Raw genomic sequence first — 21,154 nt, 5'->3', positions numbered from 1 at the left:
TTGGCGTCGCCCAGATACCATGACGAATGCAACGTTTCGCTTCTATGCCAGGTTGAACGCATTCCTTGCCGTCGAGCGTCGCGGGCAGGCGTTTCGCTGTTCCTGCGCCGAGTCCGCCACCACCAAGCACATGATCGAAGCCCTCGGCGTACCGCATACCGAGGTGGCGCTAGTGCTGGCCAATGGCGCGCCGGCTGGCCTTGACTGGCCTATCGAAGAGGGTGCCCGAATCGCCGTGTATCCCAAGTTCGAACAGTTGGATATCGGCTCCCTGACCACCATTGAACCCTTGCCGCCGGGTCCGCCCCGCTTCGTGGCCGATGCCCACCTCGGAGGTCTGGCGCGGCTGCTGCGAATGGCTGGCTTCGACACCCTCTACGACAATAATTTTGAAGATGCGGCGATGGCAGAGCTGGCCAACCGTGAACGCCGGGCGCTGCTGACCCGCGACCGTGCGCTGCTGATGCATCGGCTGGTGCTGCACGGCTGCTATGTACATGCAATCAAACCTCAGGACCAGCTACGCGAACTCTACCAACGCTTCGATCTGGCCAGCCATGCCCGGCCCTTTAGCCTGTGTCTGAGCTGCAACGTACCACTGCATCCGGTGGGTAAGGAGGCCATACTCGATCGTGTGCCGCCGCGGGTGCAGGCGCGCCATGAGCGTTTTTGGCGCTGCGATCAATGTGATCGGATTTTCTGGGAAGGCACGCACTGGCAGGACATGCGGGCCTTGCTCGATTCCCTGACGCTCGTTGACTAGCGCTCTTTTCGTATCGGTTAATGTTGTCCCCAATCCCTCTGGGGCCGACCATGCAGCGCCACACGATGTCCTATCTTACGCCGGCCATCCCTCTGCTCGTCTCAGGAGTTACTTGCCTGGCGATTGGCCTTGCGTCGGAGACGAAAACCTTTCTATGGATGGCGCCCGGCTTTTTGGGGGCAGGCCTGGTATTGATGCTGCTAGGCCTCCGCCGTCGAGGCCACTGACCTGATCAGGCCGTTGCTTGCGCGTTCAGCCCACGGCTCGCTGATTGGACAGGTAGATAGGGTCGGGTGAAAGCACCTGCCCATCCCGTGCGGCTTGCAACCCCTTGTCCGTGGTGACCACCGTGAAGACGTGATATCGGTCGTCGCGTCTTCAGCACAGCGAACCAACGCACTGGGGAAATAGCAGCACCGCTAGGACGAGCGTCCTAGCGAAATCGGCCACACGGCGGAAAAATCCGACGTAGCTTCCCTGGTTGGATCCCCGAAAGGCTCCACGGCATGGTTGGCAAAACTGTAACAATCAGAGGGTAAAGGCGTGACCGGCGGGCGCTAAGCCCCGGTGTGCTTGGGAAGAGATGTGTTATCCACAAAATCTGTGGATAACACTGTGAACAGATATTGGATGACTCGCTCAAACGCCCATCTGGCGCGGCTCAGAACAGATCGGCGGGTTTTTACTCGTTATTTATAAAGTCTTTTTAATCAAAGACTTAGGTTTGTTTAGCCTGGCGCTTACAACGCCCCCGCGAGTAGAGCCAACCCGACCAGGTCTTATGTGCATAAAATTATCTGTCAACGGGTTTTTTAGATAATTTCGCTGCTATAAGTCTGGACAAATCCGTTCGAATGGGTCGAGGGGTGGCTGCTTGCCACTAAGCGCAGTTGATCATCCAGGACACGCCGAAGCGGTCGATAAACATGCCGAAACGCTCGGCCCAGAAAGTTTTCTCCAGGGGCATCACGACCTGCCCGCCCTCCGAAAGCGCTGCGAATAGGCGTTCACTCTCGGCGATGCTTTCAGGGTGCAAAGAGATCGAGCAACCCTTAATGCCTTCGTATTGTCCTCCGCCACAAGCGGGATCTCCGGGCATGGCATCCGACGCCATGAGCGAGAATTCGCCGAGGTTCAGACAGACATGCATGATTCGGTCGCGATGTTCCGCCGGGAATTGTCCAGCGTCAGGCGCTTGTGCAAAAGTCATCATTTCCAGTTCGCCGCCGAGTACCTGCTGATACAGCGTAAAGGCGTCACGTGCCTGACCGTCGAAGGTTAGGTAAGGGGTAATTTTCATTCGAGTCTCCTAGTGCGGTTAGTGGTTGATTTGCGCGCGTAGGCGTTCTTCTTGCTCGCGTAATCCGGCGGTGAATTCCGCCCCGAAGTCCTCGGCTTCGAACACCTGTCGGATTTCGATTTCCGATTCACCGACGGCCGATGCCGGGCAGCGCTTTACCCAATCAATGGCGTCCTGCAACGAGGCCGTCTGGAATAGCCAGAAACCTGCAATTAGTTCGTGGGTCTCGAGGAAGGGGCCATCCACGACCGAGCACTGGCCGCTGTCGAAACGCACCCGCGCGCCTCGGCTGCTGGGGTGTAAGCCTTCGCCGCCAAGCAGCACGCCGGCATTGGCCAGGGTTTCGTTGTAATGGGCCATGGCTGCAAGAACATCCTCGCTGGGCATCTCGCCCGCTTCGGTTTGCGCGTTGGCCTTGATCATCACCATGAATCGCATCGCTTCGGTTCCTCTGTGAGTTAAGGACGGCCAAGTCGGCGTCAACGCATCCGCTGGCACTGGTCCCTAGTCGTTCAGAGCCCAGCCAAATCGACAACCAAACGTCTTTTTCTTCAGGGAGCGATTCTTCATTCAGCGATGAACCATGCCTGCGTGGTACGTGGCGATACATTCCCTGCGCGACGGCTCTGGCCAGCCCAATGCGCGGGTGGCAGGCAGGAGCGATACGTCGACGAACCGATCGAAAGCGGTTGCGCTCTCCCACAGATCGGTGATGCGCCAGCCATGGGGCACGGCAGCACATGAGTGAAACAGGATGCCGGACGGGGGGCCGCTTGATGCGAGCGTTGCGCTGAGCGCGTCATAGCGTTGCTGATCGACGGTCGGGAATTCCAGGTGGTCAGATAGGGCATCGCGTGTTCTCTGCGAATGTAGAAAGTCAGTCCGGCATCGGCGCGACTGGTCATGCGCAAAGCTAAGCAGATTATTTTTCAAACTCACTGCATCCAATCGTCTGCCTGACGGGTAGTACAGGTAGCGGCTGCTTGGCCGCTCAATCTGATCACTACCCGGAGACACGAAAATGGACGCAAAAAAGATCCTCTGCCTGACCGGCCTGACATTGGCCATTGGCTGTTCTTCCAGCGCCTTCGCCCAGATGGACGTACCTGAAGCCGTGCGCGTACCGGACGGCCACAAGGTCGCCATGGAAACGGTCGGCGTTGGCCAGATCACCTATGAATGCCAAGCCAAGACCGACATGCCCGGCCAAATGGCCTGGGTCTTCATGGGGCCGAAAGCGGCGCTCAACGACCGCAGCGGTAAGCAGGTCGGTAAATACTACGGCCCACCAGCAACCTGGGAAGCGATGGACGGCTCCAAGGTGACCGGTACTCAGGTCGGCATTGCCCCGGCCGGCGACGGCAACATTCCGCATCAGCTGGTCAAGGCCAACCCGGCTGACGGTAAGGGCAGCATGACAGGTGTCACCTACATCCAGCGCGTCGCGACCAAAGGGGGCGTAGCGCCGGCCAAAACATGCGCAGCGGCCAACGAGGGCGAGCGCCAAGTCGTCGATTACCAGGCCGACTACCTGTTCTGGGCCAACAAGTGAGCGACGCGCAGTGGGTGAAAAGCCGCTCGATATGAGCGCTGATCGCCTCTATGCTCTGACTCCCCGGCCCGTATGCGTCGGGGGTGTCGATAACCAGCCAATGGCAGATACCGTGTCGCAACCCCCCTTGTTCGATTACGAAGCGGCCCTGCGCGCTTGCGCACGTGGCGAACGATCTGCATTGCAGCAGCTTTACGAGCAGGAAAGCCCACGACTGCTCGGCGTCGTTCAGCGCATCGTGCGGGATGTGGCCCTGGCCGAAGACATCGTTCACGACGCCTTCATCCGCATCTGGAACAAGGCCGGTACCTACGACCAGGCGCGTGGCTCGGCTCGCGGCTGGATCTTCAGCCTGACCCGCCATCTGGCGCTCAATGCCGTACGTAACAACGCCCGCCACGTCCAGATGGAACCGGACGAGGTGGGCGACATGGAGCACGCCGCCATCGACGGCTGGCAGGAACAAACCGACGCCTTCGATTGGCGGGTAAACCCCGGCAGGATCGAAGCCTGTCTAGAACAACTCGAACCGGTGCGTCGCAATTGCGTGTTTCACGCCTACGTCGACGGCTATTCGCATCAGGAAATCGCCCATCGCCTGGGTGCGCCACTGGGCACGGTAAAAGCCTGGATTCGCCGCAGCCTGACCGCCCTTCGTGAGTGCATCGGATGAACAACGAACCCAAGGATCCGAACGAGGCCCTGCACGAACTCGCCGGCGAATATGTGATTGGAACCCTCTCGGCCGAAGACAGGGAAGCCGTCGAAAAGCGCCTCGCCGTAGAGCCTGAGTTGCAAGCAGCAGTCGACTACTGGGAAGCGCGTCTGCTCTACCTGACCGATCTGGTCGAACCGCAAATGCCCTCGCCGCGCCTGTGGAATCGAATCGAGCGCAGCCTGGACGAGACGAGTCGCCAGGCCGCTCCGGTTGTACCCGCCCGCCCGAACAGCTGGTGGGAGAGCCTGTCGCTGTGGCGTGGCTTTGCTGCTGCCGGCATGGCCGCCACGCTGGTGCTCGGCGCCTTGTTGCTGACGCGTCTTTCACCCGAACCTTCGCCGACCTGGCTCGTTGTGCTCGCCACCCCACAGGACCTTTCACCGGGTTGGGTCATGCAGGCCAGCAATCGAACACGTGAAATCGAGCTGATACCGCTGGGTGTCACCGAACTGCCGCCGGACAAGGCCCTGCAACTCTGGACCAAGGCCGAAGGCTGGCAGGCGCCGGTGTCCCTCGGCTTGGTCAAGCCGGGTGAGCCGATCAGGATTCGCCTCGACGATTTGCCGCCGTTGCAGCCCAACCAGCTATTCGAATTGACGCTGGAACAGCCGACCGGCTCGCCGACCGGGCTGCCGACCGGGCCAATTCAGTTCATCGGGCGTGCGGCCAAGGTCATTTGAAGACGGGGCGCAACAAACCGCGCCCCAGCTGATCAGCGCTTTGCTTTCTCCATGAGATGGTCCGCCAGCGCCTGGTAGGCCGGCAGCGAAGTGGGGTCATTTTCCGCATTCTTGGCCGAGGGGTGGGAGGCGAACCGGGCAATCACCATTTTGGCTGTCGGGTCTATGTAGAGGGTTTGCCCGTGCACACCGCGAGCGGCGAAAGCGCCATTGGCGTTGTGCAGCACCCACCACATCGCCCGATAGCTGCCGCCTGGTAGCGTCTTGTATCCGGCTTTGGCAAACACCTGCTTATCGCCCCCGGTGCGAATGGTCCGAACGACTTCTGCAGGGAACAATTGCGCTCCGTCGTGTTGCCCCTCATCGAGCATCAACTGCCCGAGCCTGGCCATGTCCCGAAGGCCGGCGCTCAGACCGCCGCCGGCAAACGGCGTACCCAGTGCATCGACCGTGTAATAAGCGTCCTGCTCGGTGCCCAGGCGCTGCCAGAACCGTTCGGAGACCAGTTCGCTGACGGCCTTGCCGGACACGCGGGCGATGATCCAACCCAGTGCATCACTGTTGACGGTCCGATAGCCGAACGCCTCACCGTGGGTGCCGCGCTTGGCGACGGCCTGCAGGTACTGGTAATAGCCGACCGGCCCTTTGTAGTCGGCAGGCTTGGGTAAGGGGTTCGCTGCCGCGCTGTAACTCCAGATCTGCGCGTTGGGATCGGCATAGTCCTCGCTGAAGTCGAGCGCTGTGGTCATGTCCATGACCTGCCGTACGGTGGCATCACCGAAAGCGCTGGAGGCCAACTCGGGAACCAGCTCTGCCACCCTGGCCTGATCATCGAGCGTACCTTCGGCAACCAGTATCTCGGCCAGCAGGCCGGTCAGCGACTTGGTCATCGACATCGCGGCGTGCTTGCGCTGCTCATTGAGGCAGCCGGCGTAGCGTTCGTACACCACACGGCCCTGGTGCAGCACGATGATGCCGTCGGTGTAGTTCGCTGCCAGGGACTGCTCCCACGTCATCGGCTCGCGGCTGCCAAGGGGGATAAACCTGACGGCATCAATGCTGCTGTCGAGCGATTGGCGCAAAGGCGCCGGTGCATCCAACCCTCGGCTGACGGCCTTTGTGGGCAGCAGCTCGCGGATATGGCACACGGTCCAACGCAGCTTGGGAAAACTGAAGTAGTTCGAGTCCGGCTGGCCGATCAGTTTTTCAGCAGGAGGCGGAAAGCCCTGCATCCAGCCCAACTTGACCGGGTCGGACTCCGCAGCCGTCAGCTGTGCTTGAGCGCCCGTGCACAGGCTGGCCAGACAGATCGCGGCCACTAGACGCCTGTCCCAGCGTTTGTAACGCTGCATCGGTTCTCGACAGTGGGCATCCGGGCAGCGCGGTCTGAGTCGGAAGCTGTTGCCTGCCATACCGTCACCTCTCGGTTTTGTCGTGGCGAGGTCAGCCAGCAGCCATCCCCAATAAGCGATCCACTCCGTCAACCCTAGTCCAGCATCACCCGTGCGGTGGAATATTCAGCCCCTTGGCCACCGCTGGCCGGGCAACGAATGCATCCAGTACCCGCTGGACGTTGACGAAGCGCTCGAACTCCACCAGTTCTCGCGCTTCGTAGAACTCCACCAGGCCGCGGACCCACGGGAATGTAGCGATATCGGCGATGCTGTAGCGCCCGCCCATGAGCCAGTCGCGGCCTTCCAGGCGCTTGTCCAACACGCCCAGCAAACGTTGGGCTTCGGCGACGTAACGGTCGCGTGGACGTTTGTCTTCGTAATCCTTGCCCGCGAACTTATGAAAGAAGCCGAGCTGGCCGAACATCGGGCCAACGCCGCCCATCTGGAACATCAACCACTGAATCGTTTCGTAGCGGGCTGCGGCGTTTTCCGGCATCAACTGGCCGGTTTTCTCAGCCAGGTACAGCAGAATCGCACCAGACTCGAACAACGCCAGCGGCTCTCCGTCCGGGCCGTTGGGATCGATGATCGCCGGAATCTTGTTGTTCGGGTTCAGCGAAAGGAACTCTTCTGAGCGTTGGTCACCACTCTCGAAGCTGACCAGATGCGCCTCGTAGGGCAGACCGGTTTCCTCCAGCATGATCGACACCTTTACCCCGTTGGGCGTAGGCAACGAGTAAAGCTGCAGACGATCCGGGTAACTGGCAGGCCATTTCTGGGTAATGGTAAAGGTGGATAGATCGTGCATCGGTTCCTCCTGAGGGAGACGTCGGAGATGGAAACAGAGCGTCGTATTGCGACAGCGCGTCTTTGGCCGCTTTCCATTCGGACAGCCGCAGTCTCTGCGCGTGCTGTCTGGTTGAAGTGTGGCACGCGCGCTTGGGCGCCTGATTAAGTCGGTTGTTAGAGTGACGTTGTTGGATCCGCCGCTTTGCATGGGCATTGGTGCCCGCTATGGTTTGGACTCCAACCCCCGCTATGGAGCGCCGCACGTGTCCCTGACTACCCCCTACGACCCACAGAACATCTTCGCCCAGATCATTCGCGGCGATGCGCCTTGTTACAAGCTCTACGAGGATGACGATGTTCTGGCTTTTCTCGATCTTTTTCCGCAGTCCTACGGGCATGCGCTGGTCATTCCGAAACGGTCCGCAGCGTGCAACATCCTCGATGTGGATACCGATGCGCTGTGCAGGGTGATGGCGGTGGTGCAGAAGCTCGCTCGCGTGATCGTCGAGGAATTGCAACCCGATGGCGTGCAAGTGGCGCAGTTCAACGGCGCGCCGGCGGGGCAGACGGTGTTTCATATTCACGTGCATATCGTCCCGCGCTATTCGGGCGAGGGGCTCGGCATTCACGCTGCAGGTAAGGCTGATCCGGCAGAGCTGGAGAAGCTGCAGGCGCGGCTGGTAAGCAAGCTTGCCGAGAGCGAGCACTGATCGGCACCTGAACCCGCACCGCTGCCGCACCGGTTGCAGCCGCGACCATCGCAGCAGCGAAGAAACACCAAAGTACTATTCGTAGCGAATGCGAGGCTTCGTACCCTGCGGGCATGAAGCCTGCTCCGTGGTTCCTCACCTTGTCTTTCGCTCGTGCATGCCTCGCAGCGCTTCGATGCGGGCGTGTGGTTCTGCTCGCGGTAGTCCCGTTGTTCGTTCAGGCGCAGGGCGAGGCGCAACCGCTGCCGGTGCTGACCCTTAGCGTGTTGCAGTTCGGCACGCCGCATTGGGAGCTCGACCATCTCAAGCGTCACGGGTTGGACAAGGCCAACGGCTTCGATCTCGAGGTGCGTTTGGTGGCTGATTTGCCAGCGTCGCGTCTGGCGCTGAGCAGCGGCAGCGTGGATGGCGCGGTAAGCGACCTGCTCTGGGCGCAGGCACGCTACGAGGCCGGGACGGCGTATCGCTACCTGCCGTTTTCCTCGCAGATCGGCGAAGTGTTGGTCGACGACGGCAGCGATATTCGCACCCTGGCCGACCTGCGCGGCAAGCGCATTGGCGTCGCTGGTGGGCCGGACGGGCTTGGTTGGCAACTGCTGCAGCAGGTGGCGGCGGGGCAGGGGATTGACCTGGCCCGCGAGGCGACGGTGCAGTACGCGGCGCCGCCCCTGCTTAGCCAGGCGCTGCGGCGCGGCCAGGTGGATGCGCTGCTGACCTTCTGGCACTTCTCGGCACGCCTGCGCGGCGAGGGCGGTGTGCGTATTGCCTTCGGTCTGGCGGATCTGATTGGAACGCTAGGGCTCGATCCCGATCTCCCGGTGCTCGGCTACCTGTTTCCGCAAGCCTGGTCAATCGAGCACGACGACCTCTTGCAGCGCTTCTCCCGTGCGTTGCGCGAGACCAAGGACCAGCTGGCGAGTCAGCCCGATCTCTGGCAGGAAATCCGGCCCTTGATGCGGGCCGATAACGACGCGGTGTTCGCTGCGCTGCATGACAGCTTTGTCGAAGGCATCCCCCAACCGCTGGACGCTGCGCGCATCGCTGCGCTGCATCGGCTGTTGCTGCTGACCGGCGCCGAGCCGGAAAAGCTGATGCCCGCGGCGCTGTTTCAGAGCGAACCATGACCGGCTCGCGCTATGCCTGCTGGGTTGCACTGCCGCTGTTGGTCGCGGTGTGGGCCGTCATTGCGCTGACAGTCGACACACCGCTGCTGCCTTCGCCGGCTGAGGTGGCTCATGCGTTCTGGCTCGCCGTCCAGAGTGGTGAGCTGCCCCATCATCTGTTGGTCACCCTGCGCCGGGTGCTGCTCAGTTTTGCGCTTGCGATGACGCTGGGTGCGCTGCTGGGCGTCTGGATGGGGCGCTCGCGGTTCGCCAACGCGGTGCTCGATCCGCTACTGGTGCTCTTTCTCAATCTGCCAGCGCTGGTCACCATCATCTTGCTCTACGTCTGGTTCGGTCTGGTGGAAGCGGCAGCGGTGCTGGCGGTGGTGATCAATAAAGTGCCGAACGTGGCGGTGACGGTGCGTGAAGGCGCGCGCAGCCTCGATCCGAAGCTGGAGCAGATGGCCCAGGTCTACGGCTTCAACCGTTGGCAGCGGGTGGCGAACGTCTGGCTGCCGCAGCTGTTTCCGTATCTGATGGCGGCGACCCGCGGTGGCCTGGCGCTGATCTGGAAGATCGTCCTGGTGGTCGAGCTGCTGGGCCGCTCCGATGGCGTCGGCTTTCAGCTGCACATGGCGTTTCAAGTCTTCGATGTGGCGAGCATCCTGGCCTACAGCCTGGCCTTCATTGCTGTGGTGCAGGTGATCGAACTGGCGTTGCTGCAGCCGCTGGAACGACGCGCTTCAGGCTGGCGTGACGCGGGCATGCAGCATGCTTGAATTGAAGATCGACGGCGCCGCGGCGGGGCATGCCGTGCTGGGCGCCATCGACGTACGGGTGCAGGCCGGGGACCGGATATGCCTGCTTGGCCCCTCCGGCATCGGTAAGACGACATTGCTCAACGCCATCGCCGGGCTCGATCCCCGCTTGAGCGCGTCGGTCCATTCACGCACGGGATTGCGTGTTGGCTATCTGTTTCAGGAACATCGCCTGCTGCCCTGGCGCACGGTACGGCAGAACCTGGCGTTGGTCGGTGCTTCCCCTGCCGATATCGACCGCTTGCTGTGCGAGGTGGGGCTGGACGGCGTGGGTGATCGTCTGCCGGATCAGCTCTCGCTTGGCATGGCGCGTCGAGCGGCGCTGGCACGCAGCCTGGCGATCCGGCCGGATCTTCTGTTGCTCGACGAACCCTTCGCCTCGCTTGATCCGGATCGTGCTGCCGAGCTGCGCGGCCTCATCATCCGATTACTCGATGCACAGCCGGGGATGGCGATGATCTGCGTGACCCACGACGCGCGGGACGCCGATGAGTTGGCCAATCGTCTGTGGTACATGAGCGGCCGGCCTGCGACCTTGCGCTGGGACCGGCCGCTGGCCGCTGCCGCCAGCGCCAGTCAGGTGAGCGAGGCGCTGCGGTCGCTCAATGCCTAGCCGACCGCGAGCTGAGTCAGGGCATGCAGCAGCAGTCCGACCAGCCCGCCCACCAGTGTGCCGTTGATGCGGATGTACTGCAGGTCTTTGCCGACGCTCTGTTCCATCTGCTCGACCAGCTCGCGGCTCTCCCAGTTTTCCACGCGCTGGGTGATGTATTTGCCGATCTGCCCGCGATAGCGCTCGAGCAGGCTGGGCGCGGCCGCCATCAGTTGCTCGTTGATCCAGGTACGCATGGACGTGTCGGCGGAAAGCGAGTCGCCCAAGCCCTGGGTCAGGCGCACGATCCTTTTGCCGATGCGTGAATCCGCGCTCTCCAGATCCGCTTCCAGCCACTCGGTCAGCTCACGCCAGAGCGTCTGCAGGTAATCGGTGGTCGCCGGATGTTCCAGCAGTTGAGCGACGATGCGTTCGACCTCCAGCCGGTAGGCCGGGTCATGCTTGAGCCGGTCGATGTACTCCGCAACATGCTCGTCGAAGCGCTCCCGTAGCGGATGTTCAGGGTCACCCGCGATCTCGGCGATGACAGCCGATACGCCGTCGACGAACTTGTTCGCCGACCAACCGCCGACCGCCTTGCCGAGTCCCAGATAGCGCAGCGTGCGGACCTCGGCCGTGATGGCATCGGCGACCAGCGCACGGGTGTCATCGTCCTGCAGCAGCGCATCGACCTTGATCAGCGCTTCATCGAGCATCGCCTGATGCTTGCCCTGTCGCGTAAGCATTTCCAGCACCTGACCGCAGATCGGTGCGAGATCGACCTTGCGCGCTCGGTTGATCAGCTTGGCCTGTACGAACGCTTGCACGCGTTCATCGTGCAGCGACTCGACGCCGAACCGCGCCATACCGGTGAGCTGGCGGCCAACCGCTTCGGCATTAGCGGGATGGCGCAGCCAGTTGGCTAGCCGGCCGCCGATATCCAGTGCTTCGAGCTTGGCCAGCACCATCGGAGTGGACAAGAAGTGAGTGGTGATGAATGTCGACAGATTCCGCCCGATGCGCGCTTTGCTGCGCGGAATGATCGCCGTATGCGGGATCGGCAGGCCGAGCGGGTGGCGGAACAGGGCGGTCACGGCGAACCAGTCGGCAATCGCACCGACCATTGCCGCTTCTGCAAAAGAGGCGAGGTAGCCCCAGGCCGGGTGACGCGGCTCCATGGCGGTCGCGATGACGTAGAGCAGCGCGGCGAGCAGCAGGAGCAGGCCGGCGACCAGCTTCATTCGTGTGACGGGGGATTGCCAGCGGCGGTGCAGAGGGCTCATGCGATTCCTCTTTTGCGGCGAATGGTGTGCGGGGTGTTACTCAGTCGTATCGACTACGGCCGACGGGTCTGCCTATACAAGACAGACCCGGCTAGCGAGGTGAGGGTTCGGTAACCGCCGGCGTGCGGTTTATTCCTCGTCGTCTTCCTCGCGCAGCAGCACGTAGCTGTCGTCGTCCAGCCGCTCGCAGACGTAGAACATGGAGATGCTGCCGTCCTGTTCGGTGACGGCAGCATAATCGTCGGCTTCGACGGTAAAGAACCCTGTTGAGTCGGAGCCAGGTTCGCTGGCGAATACAGCGGTGAAGAAGGCGTCTTCCGGCATCCCGTCGAAATAGTCGGCGCGCGCCTTGGCATCCCACTCCTGCGGCGGCTCGAACTGCCCGGTGATGATGACGCGGGCGTCGCCCATGTCGCGTTCTTCACCATCCGGGTCCGTTTCGTGAGCGCGGTAGATGGTGCAGTTGAGTGCATCCGGGTCGGCCAGAATACTGTCGCGCGACGGGGTTTGAGTGGCAGGCATGGCAGCAGCTCCGGTCAAAGATTGGATTGTCGGCAGTGTGGTGGAGTCCGGGGGGCGCTGCAATCGCAAGTTGGGAAGGGCGATGGATTCTTTTGGCTGCAGAGCACTGATCGGACCACCGGTGCCCGGACAGGCGAACGCTGTAGGGCGCCTGTTGCTCCAATCGGGTAGACCCTTTGAACCAAGCCAACGAGGTAGCCATGAACCAGAGCGACCAGACTCAGCGTGAGCAGAACAAGCCGACCGAGGATCTGCCGGACATCACCATGACCGATGCTGGCGAGAAGGAAGCAGGCGAGGATCCTGATTTCGACGACAGCGAGATCGATGACGACCAAGACAGCCGCGGCTGAAGTTGAATGACCTGCGCTGCCGAAACTGCGCAACACCCAGGAGAGCCAAATGGACAAGTATCACGTGAACCCGACCCCGATGGGCTGGGAGCTGACCGACCAGCAATCCCAGGAAACGGTATTGCGAACCCTGACCAAGGACGAAATGTTCACCGGCCTGGACAGCTTGATGGAAGGCAAGACCGCATCGGTCGAGGTCTACGATCGCCACGGGACGCTAGAAGAAGAGCGGCCTTACCCGGGCAGCAGTCATCCGGTATCGACCCGTTAGATCCAAGTGAGCGCATATTTCCGCACGGTGAGCGAACACACCTGTCATACCATCACCGCTTCGCTTATCTGACAGGAGAATCCTTATGCGCATGATGCTCGCACTCATCCCTGTGTTGGCCCTGGCCGGTTGCTCGTCCTGGCAGGCGGACCCGGAGGACATCACGCCAGTGCCCGAGGAGCGTCTGCGTGGCTTTCAGACACCTGTGTCCAATGGTGGCGAGTTGGTGGTGACCCGCGACTTCGGCATTCGCGGCGGCGGCTGCTACGTGGCGGTGATGGTCGATCGCAGGCTGGCGGCGCGGATCCATGTCGGCGAGCAGGTGCACTTGCATGTGCCGGCCGGGATGCGCATCGTCAGCATCGAATCGGACCCCGAGGACGACACGCTGTGCGGCAAGGGCAGTCTGCTGCGCGAGAAGGCGGCGCGGGTCGAGTCGGGTGAAACGCTACAGTTCCGCATCAGCAGTGATAACCGCATCGGCTTCGATATCCAGCAGGTCGACGCCCAGTAGCAGCGCTGCATCGTTCGCGGCCGGTGTCGCAGTTTGGTCACTGGCGCGAGGCGGTATTACGAAGAAACATTCTTGCGCCGGCCTCGCCGAACCCTCACTCCGGTTTCGTGCTCCCAGATAGGCAAACCGTTGTGCTTGAGCCTTCGGCGCCTGTCTGAACGTCGGTAACAGCCAGCTCCGCACAACGACCCATACGCCGCCGCGGCCGAATGGCCGCCCGCCAGGAGTCGATGCGTGAAACGAGCCATATCCTCCCTGATGTTCGTCGCCGGGCTTGCTCTGGTCCCTGCGCTGCACGCTGAACAACAACCGACCTACGGCCCGCACCTTGAAGGGTTTGAGTATCCCCACCCGATCAAGCGCTTCGAGTTTTCGTCTCAGCGCCAGCCATTGACCATGGGTTACATGGACGTGACCCCAGCGGGCAAGGCCAATGGGCGAACAGTCGTGCTGATGCATGGCAAGAACTTCTGCGCGGCGACCTGGGAGGAGAGCATCGCGGTGCTCTCGCAAAACGGTTATCGAGTGATTGCGCCCGATCAGATCGGCTTTTGCAGCTCCAGCAAGCCTGAGGCTTACCAGTTCAGCTTTGCGCAGCTGGCACACAACACCCGGGCGCTCTTGCAGTCGCTGGACATCGAACAGGCCACGGTGATTGGCCACTCCATGGGTGGCATGCTGGCGTCACGGTTCGCACTGAATTACCCGCAGATGGTCGAGCAGCTGGTGTTGGTCAATCCCATCGGGCTCGAGGATTGGCAAGAAAAGGGCGTGCCCTATGCGCCAATCGAAGAGCTGTACCAGAGCGAGTTGAAGACCGACTTCAAAAAGATCAAAGCCTACCAGCAGAAGTTCTACTACAACGGCAGCTGGAAGCCGCGCTATGACCGCTGGGTAAACATGCTGGCTGGGATGTACGCCGGTGACGGCAAAGAGATCGTTGCCTGGAATCAGGCGCTGACCTCCGACATGGTGTTCACCCAGCCGGTGATCCACGAATTCGACACGCTGAGCGTGCCGACCCTGTTGCTGATTGGTGGCAAGGACCGCACCGCACCGGGTGCCAATCGAGCGCCGGAGGACGTCGCGCAACGCCTGGGCGACTACCCCGAACTTGGCCGGCAGGCCGCAGCGATGATTCCCGACGCGACCCTGGTGCCTTTTCCTAAACTGGGCCATTCACCGCAGGTCGAGGCGCCGGATGTGTTCCATGAGGCGTTGCTCAATGGGCTCAAGACGCGTTGAGCCACGCCGCGGGTGCGGTGGCCGGTACGCCGATCTCCGTGCCGGCCGTGGATGCAGCTATAGCGGCCAGACCCAGAGGATGACAGGCACGGCCACCAGTACCACCAGAATCGACAGCGGTAGCCCGAGCCGCCAGTAGTCACCGAAACGGTACCCGCCGGGCGCCATGACCAGCGTGTTCGACTGGTGCCCGATGGGGGTCAGAAAGGCGCAGGAAGCACCGATGGCGACCGCCATCAATAGCGGGTCGGCAGAGGCGTCCATACCGCGCGCGAGGGCGATCGCCACGGGCGCGGCGAGCACCGCGGCGGCGGCGTTGTTGACCACGTTCGACAGCAGCATCACACCCACCATCAGGATCGCCACGGTGGCTGCCGGCGGGGCGGCCTGGCCAACGTCCAGCAGGGCATCAGCGATCAGACGCGAGCCTCCGGTGCTTTCCAGCGCTTCACCAATGGGCAGCATCGCGGCAATCAGAACGACGATCGACATATCGATGCTTTTGTAGATGTCCCCCGTGGGCACCAGCCCGACCAGAGTCATCGCTAATGCGCCGCCCACCAGTGCGACGGCGGACTGCACCATGCCCAGCGCAATGAGCACCAGCGCGGCGGCAAAGATGCTGCTGGCGAGCAGCACCTGGCGAGGCGCGGTGATCCGCAGGCCGCGCGATGCCAGCGGCAGGCAACCGAGACTGTTAAGCGTCGATTGCAGCTGATCCTCACGCGCCTGCAACAGCAGGATGTCGCCCGCGGCAAAGCGGATCTTGCCCAGCCGCTGTTGCAATCGCTGCCCTTGGCGAGCCACGGCCAGGATGTTGACGCCATGGCGCTCCCGCAGTGCCAGACCGGAGGCGCTGGTACCGATCAAAGACGAGCTTGCAGTCACGATGGCCTCGGCCAGGGCGCGCTCGGCGTTGCGGTCGGCTTTGGAATCGGCGGCCTCAGGCTCTCTGTCAGGCTCACCGTTCCGTTTCAGCTGTTTGTCCTGTTCGGCTTTTTCGCGGGCTTCCGCCTTGCTGTCGGCTTCGGCAGCAAGGCGCAGGTGGGTCACATCGAGAAAACGTTTCAGGCTGTCAGAGTCGGCTTCGACCAGCAGGATGTCGTCGTCGCGTAGCACTTCATAGGTCGACGGCATACGGTGGTACTTTCCGGCACGTACCAGCCCGGTGACCATCACATCGACCTCGTCACCGCCCGCAGCGATCAGGTCATGCAGGGTGCGGCCAGCGTATTTGCTGTCGGCCGGAATCTGCAGTTCGGTCAAGTAAGCACTGATTTCGAACAGCTCCTGCTCACCGCTCGGATCCTCGCGACGAGGCGTCAAGCGCCAGAGCAGAGCGATCAACAGCACCCCGGCGAGGGTGATCGCGAGGCCTACCGGCAGGAAGTCGAACATACCGAACGGCGCTTCGCTGATCTCCCGGCGATACCCGGCAATGATGATGTTCGGCGGCGTGCCGATCAGGGTCAGGGTGCCGCCGAGCAAAGAGCCGAAAGCCAGGGGCATCAGCAGATAGGAAGGCGATCGGCCGCTCTGGCGCGACATCCAGACGGCTACCGGCATGAACAGCGCGAGTGCGCCGACGTTGTTCATGAAGCCCGAGCACAGGGCGACGATACCGGACAGCGTCAGCACCTGGATCCAGGGTCGATCGCCGACCTTGGTCAGGTGCCGTGCCAGCGAATCCACCACACCGGCATTGAGCAAGCCGCGGCTGAGCACCAGCACCGCAGCAACAGTGATCACGGCCGGATGGCCAAGGCCCATGAACGCCTTTTCAGGCGGCACGATGCCGGCCAGGGTCACCACCAGCAAGGCGGCAAGGGCGACGATGTCGTAACGCCAGCGATTCCACACGAACAGGCCCAATGTGGCGGCGAGAACGGCGAATACGATCAGCTGATCGCTTTGCATGGATAACTCCGATAACGGCTTCTGCCGCAGTGAACGGATGACGGTTAAGGGCCGAACGGCTGGATCTAGACGGGTTGCGCCAAAGCGAAGCGGCAAGGCGGCGATACACTAGCCGCTTGAGCGGGTGCTGAGCCAGCGCTGCGTTCGACATTTGGCGCTATACGCCGGTATCGAGCCAGACACTGCTGTGATCGGAGGGCAAATTCGCTAGAGGCAGGGTGTTTTCCCGTCCCGGTCACTGGCAAGACCCGCTCCGGTAGGCAAGGATGTAGAAGACTCCGGAACGAAACCTGCCCCATGCCCAAGCAACTTTCTCTGTATTGCCGCGATGGCTACCCGCTCGCTGCGCAACTCTGGCTGCCACCGGGACAGGCACGTGGCTCGGTGATCGTCAGCAGCGCCACCGGTGTGCTGGCGCGGTATTACGCGCGCTACGCCGGCTTTCTGCGCGAACGTGGCTATGCGGTGATGACGTATGACTATCGCGGTATCGGCGGGTCACGCCCGGCCAGCTTGCGAAAGGCGACCATCCGTTGGCGCGACTGGGGCGATCTGGACTTTGATGCGGCGGTGCGCTGGATGCGTCAGCGTGATCCCGACGGGCCATTGGTGGCCGTCGGTCATAGCATCGGTGGTTTTCTGCCGGGTTTTGCCGAGTCCGCTACCGAGGTCGATCGCTTTCTCAGTGTGGGCGCGCAATTTGCCTACTGGCGCGACTATGCCGCCGCGCAACGCTGGCAGATGTTTGCCAAGTGGCACCTGTTCATGCCGGCGGTGACGGCGCTGTGCGGATATTTTCCTGGTCGCCGGCTGGGCTGGCTGGAAGACCTGCCCGCAGGCGTCGCGCGCGAATGGGCATTCCGCCGGGCACGCTTGGAACAGAGCTATCCGGAGCACGAACGGGCCGAGGTGCTACGCCGCTTCGCCGCGATCAGCGCGCCGATCCTGGCGGTGAGCCTGAGCGACGACGAGTACGGCACGCCCCCGGCAATCGCCCGCGGGCTGTCCTACTACCGCAATGCCGCTGTGCAGCAGGTCCAGCTGAGTCCGGCGGTGCTGGGCATGGAGCAGGTCGGGCACTTCGACCTGTTTCGTGAGCGCCATCGAGACGGTTTCTGGCAGGCGAGCCTGGACTGGATCGGGGAAGGTCGCAATCCCTGGTCGGGCGAGGCGCAACCCTCGGTCAGCGAGGCGTGCTGAGCGCGACGCTTTAGGCCTGTTTGGCGGCGAAAACGGCGCTAACTGCGGTTGGTCTGGGTAACAGGGTGCGTCTGATTATCGGCACTGTGCACGACGGGCCCGTTCAACAGCTGGCGGATCGCGTCGGCATAGGCGCGGCGGCCCACGCGCATGGCGTTGTTGTGGTTGCCGCCCTCGATCAGCAGCAGCTGTTTGGGGTTTTGCGCGGCGGCGAAGAGTTCTTCGCTGAAGCGCGCCGGCACGTATTGATCAGCCGTGCCATGGACCAGTAACAGCGGCATGCCGACCTGATCGATCTTGTCGATGGAGTCGAATTTCTGCGACACCAGCCAGCGGACTGGCCAGGGCGTGTCGGCCACCTCCGTTGCGATATCGGCCAGGCTGGTAAAGGTGGATTCGACGATCAGCGCACGCGCTTCCTGCGCTTCGCCACGGCGTTCGGCTTCGCGTCCCAGCTCGGCGGCGAGGTCCACCGCCACTGCACCACCCAGCGAGTGGCCATAGATCAGACGTTTGTCCGCATCGGGCTGCAGGGTTTTCAGATGGTCCCAGGCGATACGCGCATCCTCATATACGCTGGCCTCCGACGGCAGCTCGCCGAGGCTTTGGCCAAAGCCACGATAGTCGATCGCCAATACGGAGAAGCCCAGTGAACGTATCTGTTCGAGTCGGAACAGGTGCCCGGTGAGGTTCCAGCGAGAACCGTGTAGATAAAGGATCGCCGGCGCGTCTCGCTCGTCAGCCGGCCACCACCATGCGTGGATGTTCTGGCTGTCGCCGAATGCAGGCGCGCTCAGCTCCAGCTCCTCCACACCGTCTGGCAGGCCGCGGTACCAACTGGCGGTACCGGGCTCGATGCGAAACACCAGTTCGCGCTCTTTCTGTTCGAGCATCGAGCAGCCGACGGGCAGCAGGGTGAACACTGCGGCGACGATCAGCGAAACAAAGGTGCGGGCTCTGGTGCGGAAAAATGGCAATTTCGACATGCAGCGGGAAGTTCTCCTTCGGGAATCGACATTGAGCGGCCAGTTGGCGAGGCACGCAAGCGGCTAGCGACGGCAAGTCATTACTACAGATTGCAGCGTTGCGCTGGTGACCACACGCCATCGAGCGCCAGTGCGGAGTAGCATCGGCGTTTCTCAACGTCTTGGAGCTTTATCGTGACTACAGCACGTATCGGTTTGCTGCCCGCCCTATTGATCGCCGCCGCGGTAGCCTTCGCCGGTTGGTCTGTGGGGCAGGGCGTGGAGCGCTTCCGGATGGCGGATCGCACGGTGACGGTCAAAGGCTTGGCTGAGCGGGACGTGTCGAGTGATTTCGCTGTCTGGACACTCGGCTTCCGCCGTGCCGGCAACGACTTCGCCAGCGTTCAGCAGGGCCTGTCCGAGGACCGCAGTCGGGTCGTGGCGTTTTTGCACGAACAGGGTTTCAGTGACGACGAGATCGAGGTCCGCCCGTTGCAGGTTCAGGACCTGCTGGCGCGCGAATGGGCGCCGCAGGAAATCGCCCTGCGCTTCAACGGCAGTGGCCAGGTGCTGGTGAAATCGGCACGTGTCGAAGCGGTCGGCAAGGCTGCCAATGGTGTAGATCCGCTGATTCAGGCCGGCATCCAGCTGGATACCGAACAGAACGGATTCAGTGGCCCGCGCTACCAGCTGCGTGGCTTCAACGACCTCAAGCCGGGGCTGTTAGAAGATGCCACCCGCAACGCCCGCGAGCAGGCTGCAAAGTTCGCCGAAGATGCCGGCGCGCAACTTGGTGAACTGAAGACCGCCAACCAGGGCGTGATCCGCGTGCTCGATGATGACGGCAGCGACATGGACACCGGCCGCACGCCGGGCAAGCGTCTACGCGTGGTCAGCACATTCGAATACGCGCTGCAGTAATTCTCCCTTTGCTGGGACGCCGAGGCCCGTCGCGGTTGTAGAAGGATTGACCTCATGTGGCGGGAGGCTCGATATCCCTCCGAACATGGCGCTGTTTGCGGTTCTTTTTTGCGGGTCAATCAGCAGGCGTTTCGGTTTTGCCAGTTCACGACTCGATGAGGTCATTCGTTCAATCGCAGGCGGTGGCGGCGCCCCTGGTTTCTTCGCTTCCACTGCTTGCGGTCCAGGCCCACCAGAACACCAGCAAGCCGACGGCGCCGGTAGCGGCGCCGATGTAGCCGGTCGAGGTCCAGCCAAGCCCTGCGCTGATCGCCAGTCCGCCGAGCCATGGGCCGAGGGCGTTGGCGACATTGAAGGCTGAATGGTTGGACGCAGCTCCAAGCGTCTGGGCCTCGCCCGCCACGTCCATCAGGTGGGTCTGCAGGGGCGGGCCGAGCGACACCATAGTGCCTACCGCAAACGCGGCTGGGAGGATCGTCCACAGCGAGTGTGTAGCGAGCGGGAACATCAGTAGGACCAGGATGCTCCACAGCAACAGCCAGGCGACAGCCTTGAACCCCAGCTTGTCGAATAACCAGCCGCCAAAGAGGTTGCCGACGATGCCGCCCAGACCGAAAGCGGCCAGCCCCACCGGGATCCAGTTCTCGCTGACGCCAGTGACCTCCAGCATGGTCGGTGCCAGGTAGCTGAACACGCAGAACATGCCTGCGAAACCGATCGAACTGATGGCCAGCGCCAGCCACACCGGTTTTCGATTGAAATCACGCAGTTCGCGCATCGGGTTGTTACGCGGCTCGCTGCGGTCCAGCGGCAGGAAGATCGCCACGAGCAACACCGTCAACAGCGCGATCATTCCGACCAGACCAAACGCCCAGCGCCAGCTGAGCCATTGCCCCAACCAGGTGGCGGTGGGATTTCCGATCAACATGGCGATGGTGAGGCCCGCTAGCACGCGGCTGACTGCCTTGGCCCGCTGGTCAGGTGCAACCATCGAGGCGGCGACCAGCATCGCCACACCGAAGTAGGCCCCATGGGGCAGGCCGGCGATGAAGCGGAACAGCATCAGCGAGTGGTAATCCGGTGCGATGGCGCTGGCAAAATTGCCCAGAGCGAAAAAGCCCATCAGGAGCAAAAGCAGGTGCCGGCGGAACATCCGCGAGCCAAGGATCGCCAGCAGCGGTGCGCCTACCACGACACCCAGGGCATAGGTGCTGATCACATGGCCCACTTGCGGCTCGCTGATCCCCAGCCCCTGCGCGACGTTGGGCATCAGCCCCATGATGGCGAATTCGCCCGTACCGATGGCGAACCCACCCATGGCCAGGGCCAGCTCGATCAGCAATATGGCGCGCGCCGAGAATGTCGACTTGCCTGTGGCGTTCACTTGGGTCATCGGTGCCTCAATGGGATGGGTCGATTAGCGGACACGCGCCGCTTGCGTCGAGCGGCACTGGGCTAGCAGGAATAGAGCGAATAGATAGGCAGCGATCGTAGGTTGAAGTTCGTCTCAGGATTGAGAGGGCAGAGCGCGCGCTTATGAGGCA

General features: G+C 62.3%; 23 protein-coding genes. 14 read left to right on the top strand and 9 right to left on the bottom strand.

The window, feature by feature from the left end:
- Positions 1–19 precede the first annotated feature (19 nt).
- Positions 20–763 carry a Mut7-C RNAse domain-containing protein gene (locus ACQKEK_RS14045; protein WP_499143225.1) on the top strand — a complete coding sequence of 248 codons (744 nt, stop codon included), beginning with the start codon at positions 20–22 and terminating at the stop codon, positions 761–763.
- 880 nt (positions 764–1,643) lie between these two features.
- On the opposite strand, the gene ACQKEK_RS14040 is transcribed toward ACQKEK_RS14045, so the two are convergent.
- Complete coding sequence (locus tag ACQKEK_RS14040) at positions 1,644–2,063, bottom strand: VOC family protein (RefSeq protein ID WP_499143224.1); 420 nt, start codon at positions 2,061–2,063, stop codon at positions 1,644–1,646.
- Positions 2,064–2,081: 18 nt separating this feature from the next.
- Complete coding sequence (locus tag ACQKEK_RS14035; RefSeq protein ID WP_499143223.1) at positions 2,082–2,501, bottom strand: YciI family protein; 420 nt, start codon at positions 2,499–2,501, stop codon at positions 2,082–2,084.
- Positions 2,502–3,084: 583 nt separating this feature from the next.
- Between ACQKEK_RS14035 and ACQKEK_RS14030 the strand changes: the two genes are divergently transcribed.
- The 3 genes from ACQKEK_RS14030 (at position 3,085) to ACQKEK_RS14020 (ending at position 5,013) form a co-directional block, all read left to right on the top strand.
- Entirely contained in the window at positions 3,085–3,615 is a 531-nt protein-coding gene (locus tag ACQKEK_RS14030; protein ID WP_499143220.1) for a DUF3455 domain-containing protein, read from the top strand.
- A 112-nt stretch (positions 3,616–3,727) separates the two neighbouring features.
- Positions 3,728–4,288, top strand: a complete 561-nt coding sequence (locus ACQKEK_RS14025) for a sigma-70 family RNA polymerase sigma factor (protein ID WP_499143219.1) — start codon at positions 3,728–3,730, stop codon at positions 4,286–4,288.
- Complete coding sequence (locus ACQKEK_RS14020) at positions 4,285–5,013, top strand: anti-sigma factor (RefSeq protein ID WP_499143218.1); 729 nt, start codon at positions 4,285–4,287, stop codon at positions 5,011–5,013. The genes ACQKEK_RS14025 and ACQKEK_RS14020 overlap by 4 nt, the downstream gene beginning before the upstream one ends.
- A 32-nt stretch (positions 5,014–5,045) precedes the next feature.
- Here the strand turns inward: ACQKEK_RS14020 and ACQKEK_RS14015 are convergent, their stop codons facing one another.
- A complete protein-coding gene (locus ACQKEK_RS14015; RefSeq protein ID WP_499143216.1) occupies positions 5,046–6,365 on the bottom strand; it encodes a serine hydrolase domain-containing protein in 1,320 nt (439 codons plus the stop codon).
- A 145-nt stretch (positions 6,366–6,510) separates the two neighbouring features.
- Positions 6,511–7,215 carry a glutathione S-transferase N-terminal domain-containing protein gene (locus ACQKEK_RS14010; protein WP_499143214.1) on the bottom strand — a complete coding sequence of 235 codons (705 nt, stop codon included), beginning with the start codon at positions 7,213–7,215 and terminating at the stop codon, positions 6,511–6,513.
- 244 nt (positions 7,216–7,459) lie between these two features.
- Between ACQKEK_RS14010 and ACQKEK_RS14005 the strand changes: the two genes are divergently transcribed.
- The 4 genes from ACQKEK_RS14005 (at position 7,460) to ACQKEK_RS13990 (ending at position 10,440) form a co-directional block, all read left to right on the top strand.
- Positions 7,460–7,906 carry an HIT family protein gene (locus ACQKEK_RS14005; protein WP_499143212.1) on the top strand — a complete coding sequence of 149 codons (447 nt, stop codon included), beginning with the start codon at positions 7,460–7,462 and terminating at the stop codon, positions 7,904–7,906.
- Positions 7,907–8,019: 113 nt separating this feature from the next.
- Positions 8,020–9,030, top strand: a complete 1,011-nt coding sequence (locus ACQKEK_RS14000) for an ABC transporter substrate-binding protein (RefSeq protein WP_499143211.1) — start codon at positions 8,020–8,022, stop codon at positions 9,028–9,030.
- Positions 9,027–9,788, top strand: coding sequence for an ABC transporter permease (locus tag ACQKEK_RS13995; protein WP_499143210.1), 762 nt, complete (start codon positions 9,027–9,029; stop codon positions 9,786–9,788). Before ACQKEK_RS14000 ends, ACQKEK_RS13995 begins: the two co-directional genes overlap by 4 nt.
- Entirely contained in the window at positions 9,781–10,440 is a 660-nt protein-coding gene (locus ACQKEK_RS13990; protein WP_499143209.1) for an ABC transporter ATP-binding protein, read from the top strand. The genes ACQKEK_RS13995 and ACQKEK_RS13990 overlap by 8 nt, the downstream gene beginning before the upstream one ends.
- On the opposite strand, the gene ACQKEK_RS13985 is transcribed toward ACQKEK_RS13990, so the two are convergent.
- Together ACQKEK_RS13985 and ACQKEK_RS13980 are read right to left on the bottom strand one after the other, a co-directional pair.
- On the bottom strand, positions 10,437–11,702 hold the full coding sequence (locus ACQKEK_RS13985; protein WP_499143207.1) for a DUF445 domain-containing protein: 1,266 nt from the start codon (positions 11,700–11,702) through the stop codon (positions 10,437–10,439). The genes ACQKEK_RS13990 and ACQKEK_RS13985 overlap by 4 nt on opposite strands.
- 129 nt (positions 11,703–11,831) lie before the next feature.
- Entirely contained in the window at positions 11,832–12,224 is a 393-nt protein-coding gene (locus ACQKEK_RS13980; protein ID WP_045425165.1) for a hypothetical protein, read from the bottom strand.
- Positions 12,225–12,424: 200 nt separating this feature from the next.
- Between ACQKEK_RS13980 and ACQKEK_RS13975 the strand changes: the two genes are divergently transcribed.
- The 4 genes from ACQKEK_RS13975 to ACQKEK_RS13960 all read left to right on the top strand — a co-directional run bounded on the left by ACQKEK_RS13975 (position 12,425) and on the right by ACQKEK_RS13960 (position 14,607).
- On the top strand, positions 12,425–12,577 hold the full coding sequence (locus tag ACQKEK_RS13975; RefSeq protein ID WP_499143206.1) for a hypothetical protein: 153 nt from the start codon (positions 12,425–12,427) through the stop codon (positions 12,575–12,577).
- Positions 12,578–12,626: 49 nt separating this feature from the next.
- The gene (locus ACQKEK_RS13970; protein ID WP_045425167.1) at positions 12,627–12,848 is read left to right on the top strand and encodes a hypothetical protein; all 222 of its coding nucleotides are present in this window, start codon (positions 12,627–12,629) and stop codon (positions 12,846–12,848) included.
- Between the two features lie 85 nt (positions 12,849–12,933).
- A complete protein-coding gene (locus ACQKEK_RS13965) occupies positions 12,934–13,362 on the top strand; it encodes a 3-isopropylmalate dehydratase (RefSeq protein WP_499143205.1) in 429 nt (142 codons plus the stop codon).
- Between the two features lie 234 nt (positions 13,363–13,596).
- Complete coding sequence (locus ACQKEK_RS13960) at positions 13,597–14,607, top strand: alpha/beta fold hydrolase (RefSeq protein WP_499143203.1); 1,011 nt, start codon at positions 13,597–13,599, stop codon at positions 14,605–14,607.
- Between the two features lie 57 nt (positions 14,608–14,664).
- Here ACQKEK_RS13960 and ACQKEK_RS13955 read toward each other — a convergent pair whose 3' ends face one another.
- Positions 14,665–16,524, bottom strand: a complete 1,860-nt coding sequence (locus ACQKEK_RS13955) for an SLC13 family permease (protein WP_499143202.1) — start codon at positions 16,522–16,524, stop codon at positions 14,665–14,667.
- Between the two features lie 297 nt (positions 16,525–16,821).
- On the opposite strand from ACQKEK_RS13955, the gene ACQKEK_RS13950 reads away from it, so the two are divergent.
- On the top strand, positions 16,822–17,724 hold the full coding sequence (locus ACQKEK_RS13950) for an alpha/beta hydrolase family protein (RefSeq protein ID WP_499143200.1): 903 nt from the start codon (positions 16,822–16,824) through the stop codon (positions 17,722–17,724).
- Positions 17,725–17,762: 38 nt separating this feature from the next.
- On the opposite strand, the gene ACQKEK_RS13945 is transcribed toward ACQKEK_RS13950, so the two are convergent.
- Complete coding sequence (locus ACQKEK_RS13945; RefSeq protein ID WP_499143199.1) at positions 17,763–18,710, bottom strand: alpha/beta hydrolase; 948 nt, start codon at positions 18,708–18,710, stop codon at positions 17,763–17,765.
- Between the two features lie 174 nt (positions 18,711–18,884).
- Between ACQKEK_RS13945 and ACQKEK_RS13940 the strand changes: the two genes are divergently transcribed.
- Entirely contained in the window at positions 18,885–19,610 is a 726-nt protein-coding gene (locus ACQKEK_RS13940; RefSeq protein WP_216707229.1) for an SIMPL domain-containing protein, read from the top strand.
- Positions 19,611–19,779: 169 nt separating this feature from the next.
- On the opposite strand, the gene ACQKEK_RS13935 is transcribed toward ACQKEK_RS13940, so the two are convergent.
- Positions 19,780–21,003, bottom strand: coding sequence for an MFS transporter (locus tag ACQKEK_RS13935; protein WP_499143198.1), 1,224 nt, complete (start codon positions 21,001–21,003; stop codon positions 19,780–19,782).
- Positions 21,004–21,154 lie beyond the last annotated feature (151 nt).

Origin of the sequence: Pseudomonas sp. NPDC077408 (assembly GCF_050269105.1) — a bacterium.
GTDB lineage: Bacteria > Pseudomonadota > Gammaproteobacteria > Pseudomonadales > Pseudomonadaceae > Stutzerimonas.
This window is presented reverse-complemented; position numbering and strand designations above follow the sequence as displayed.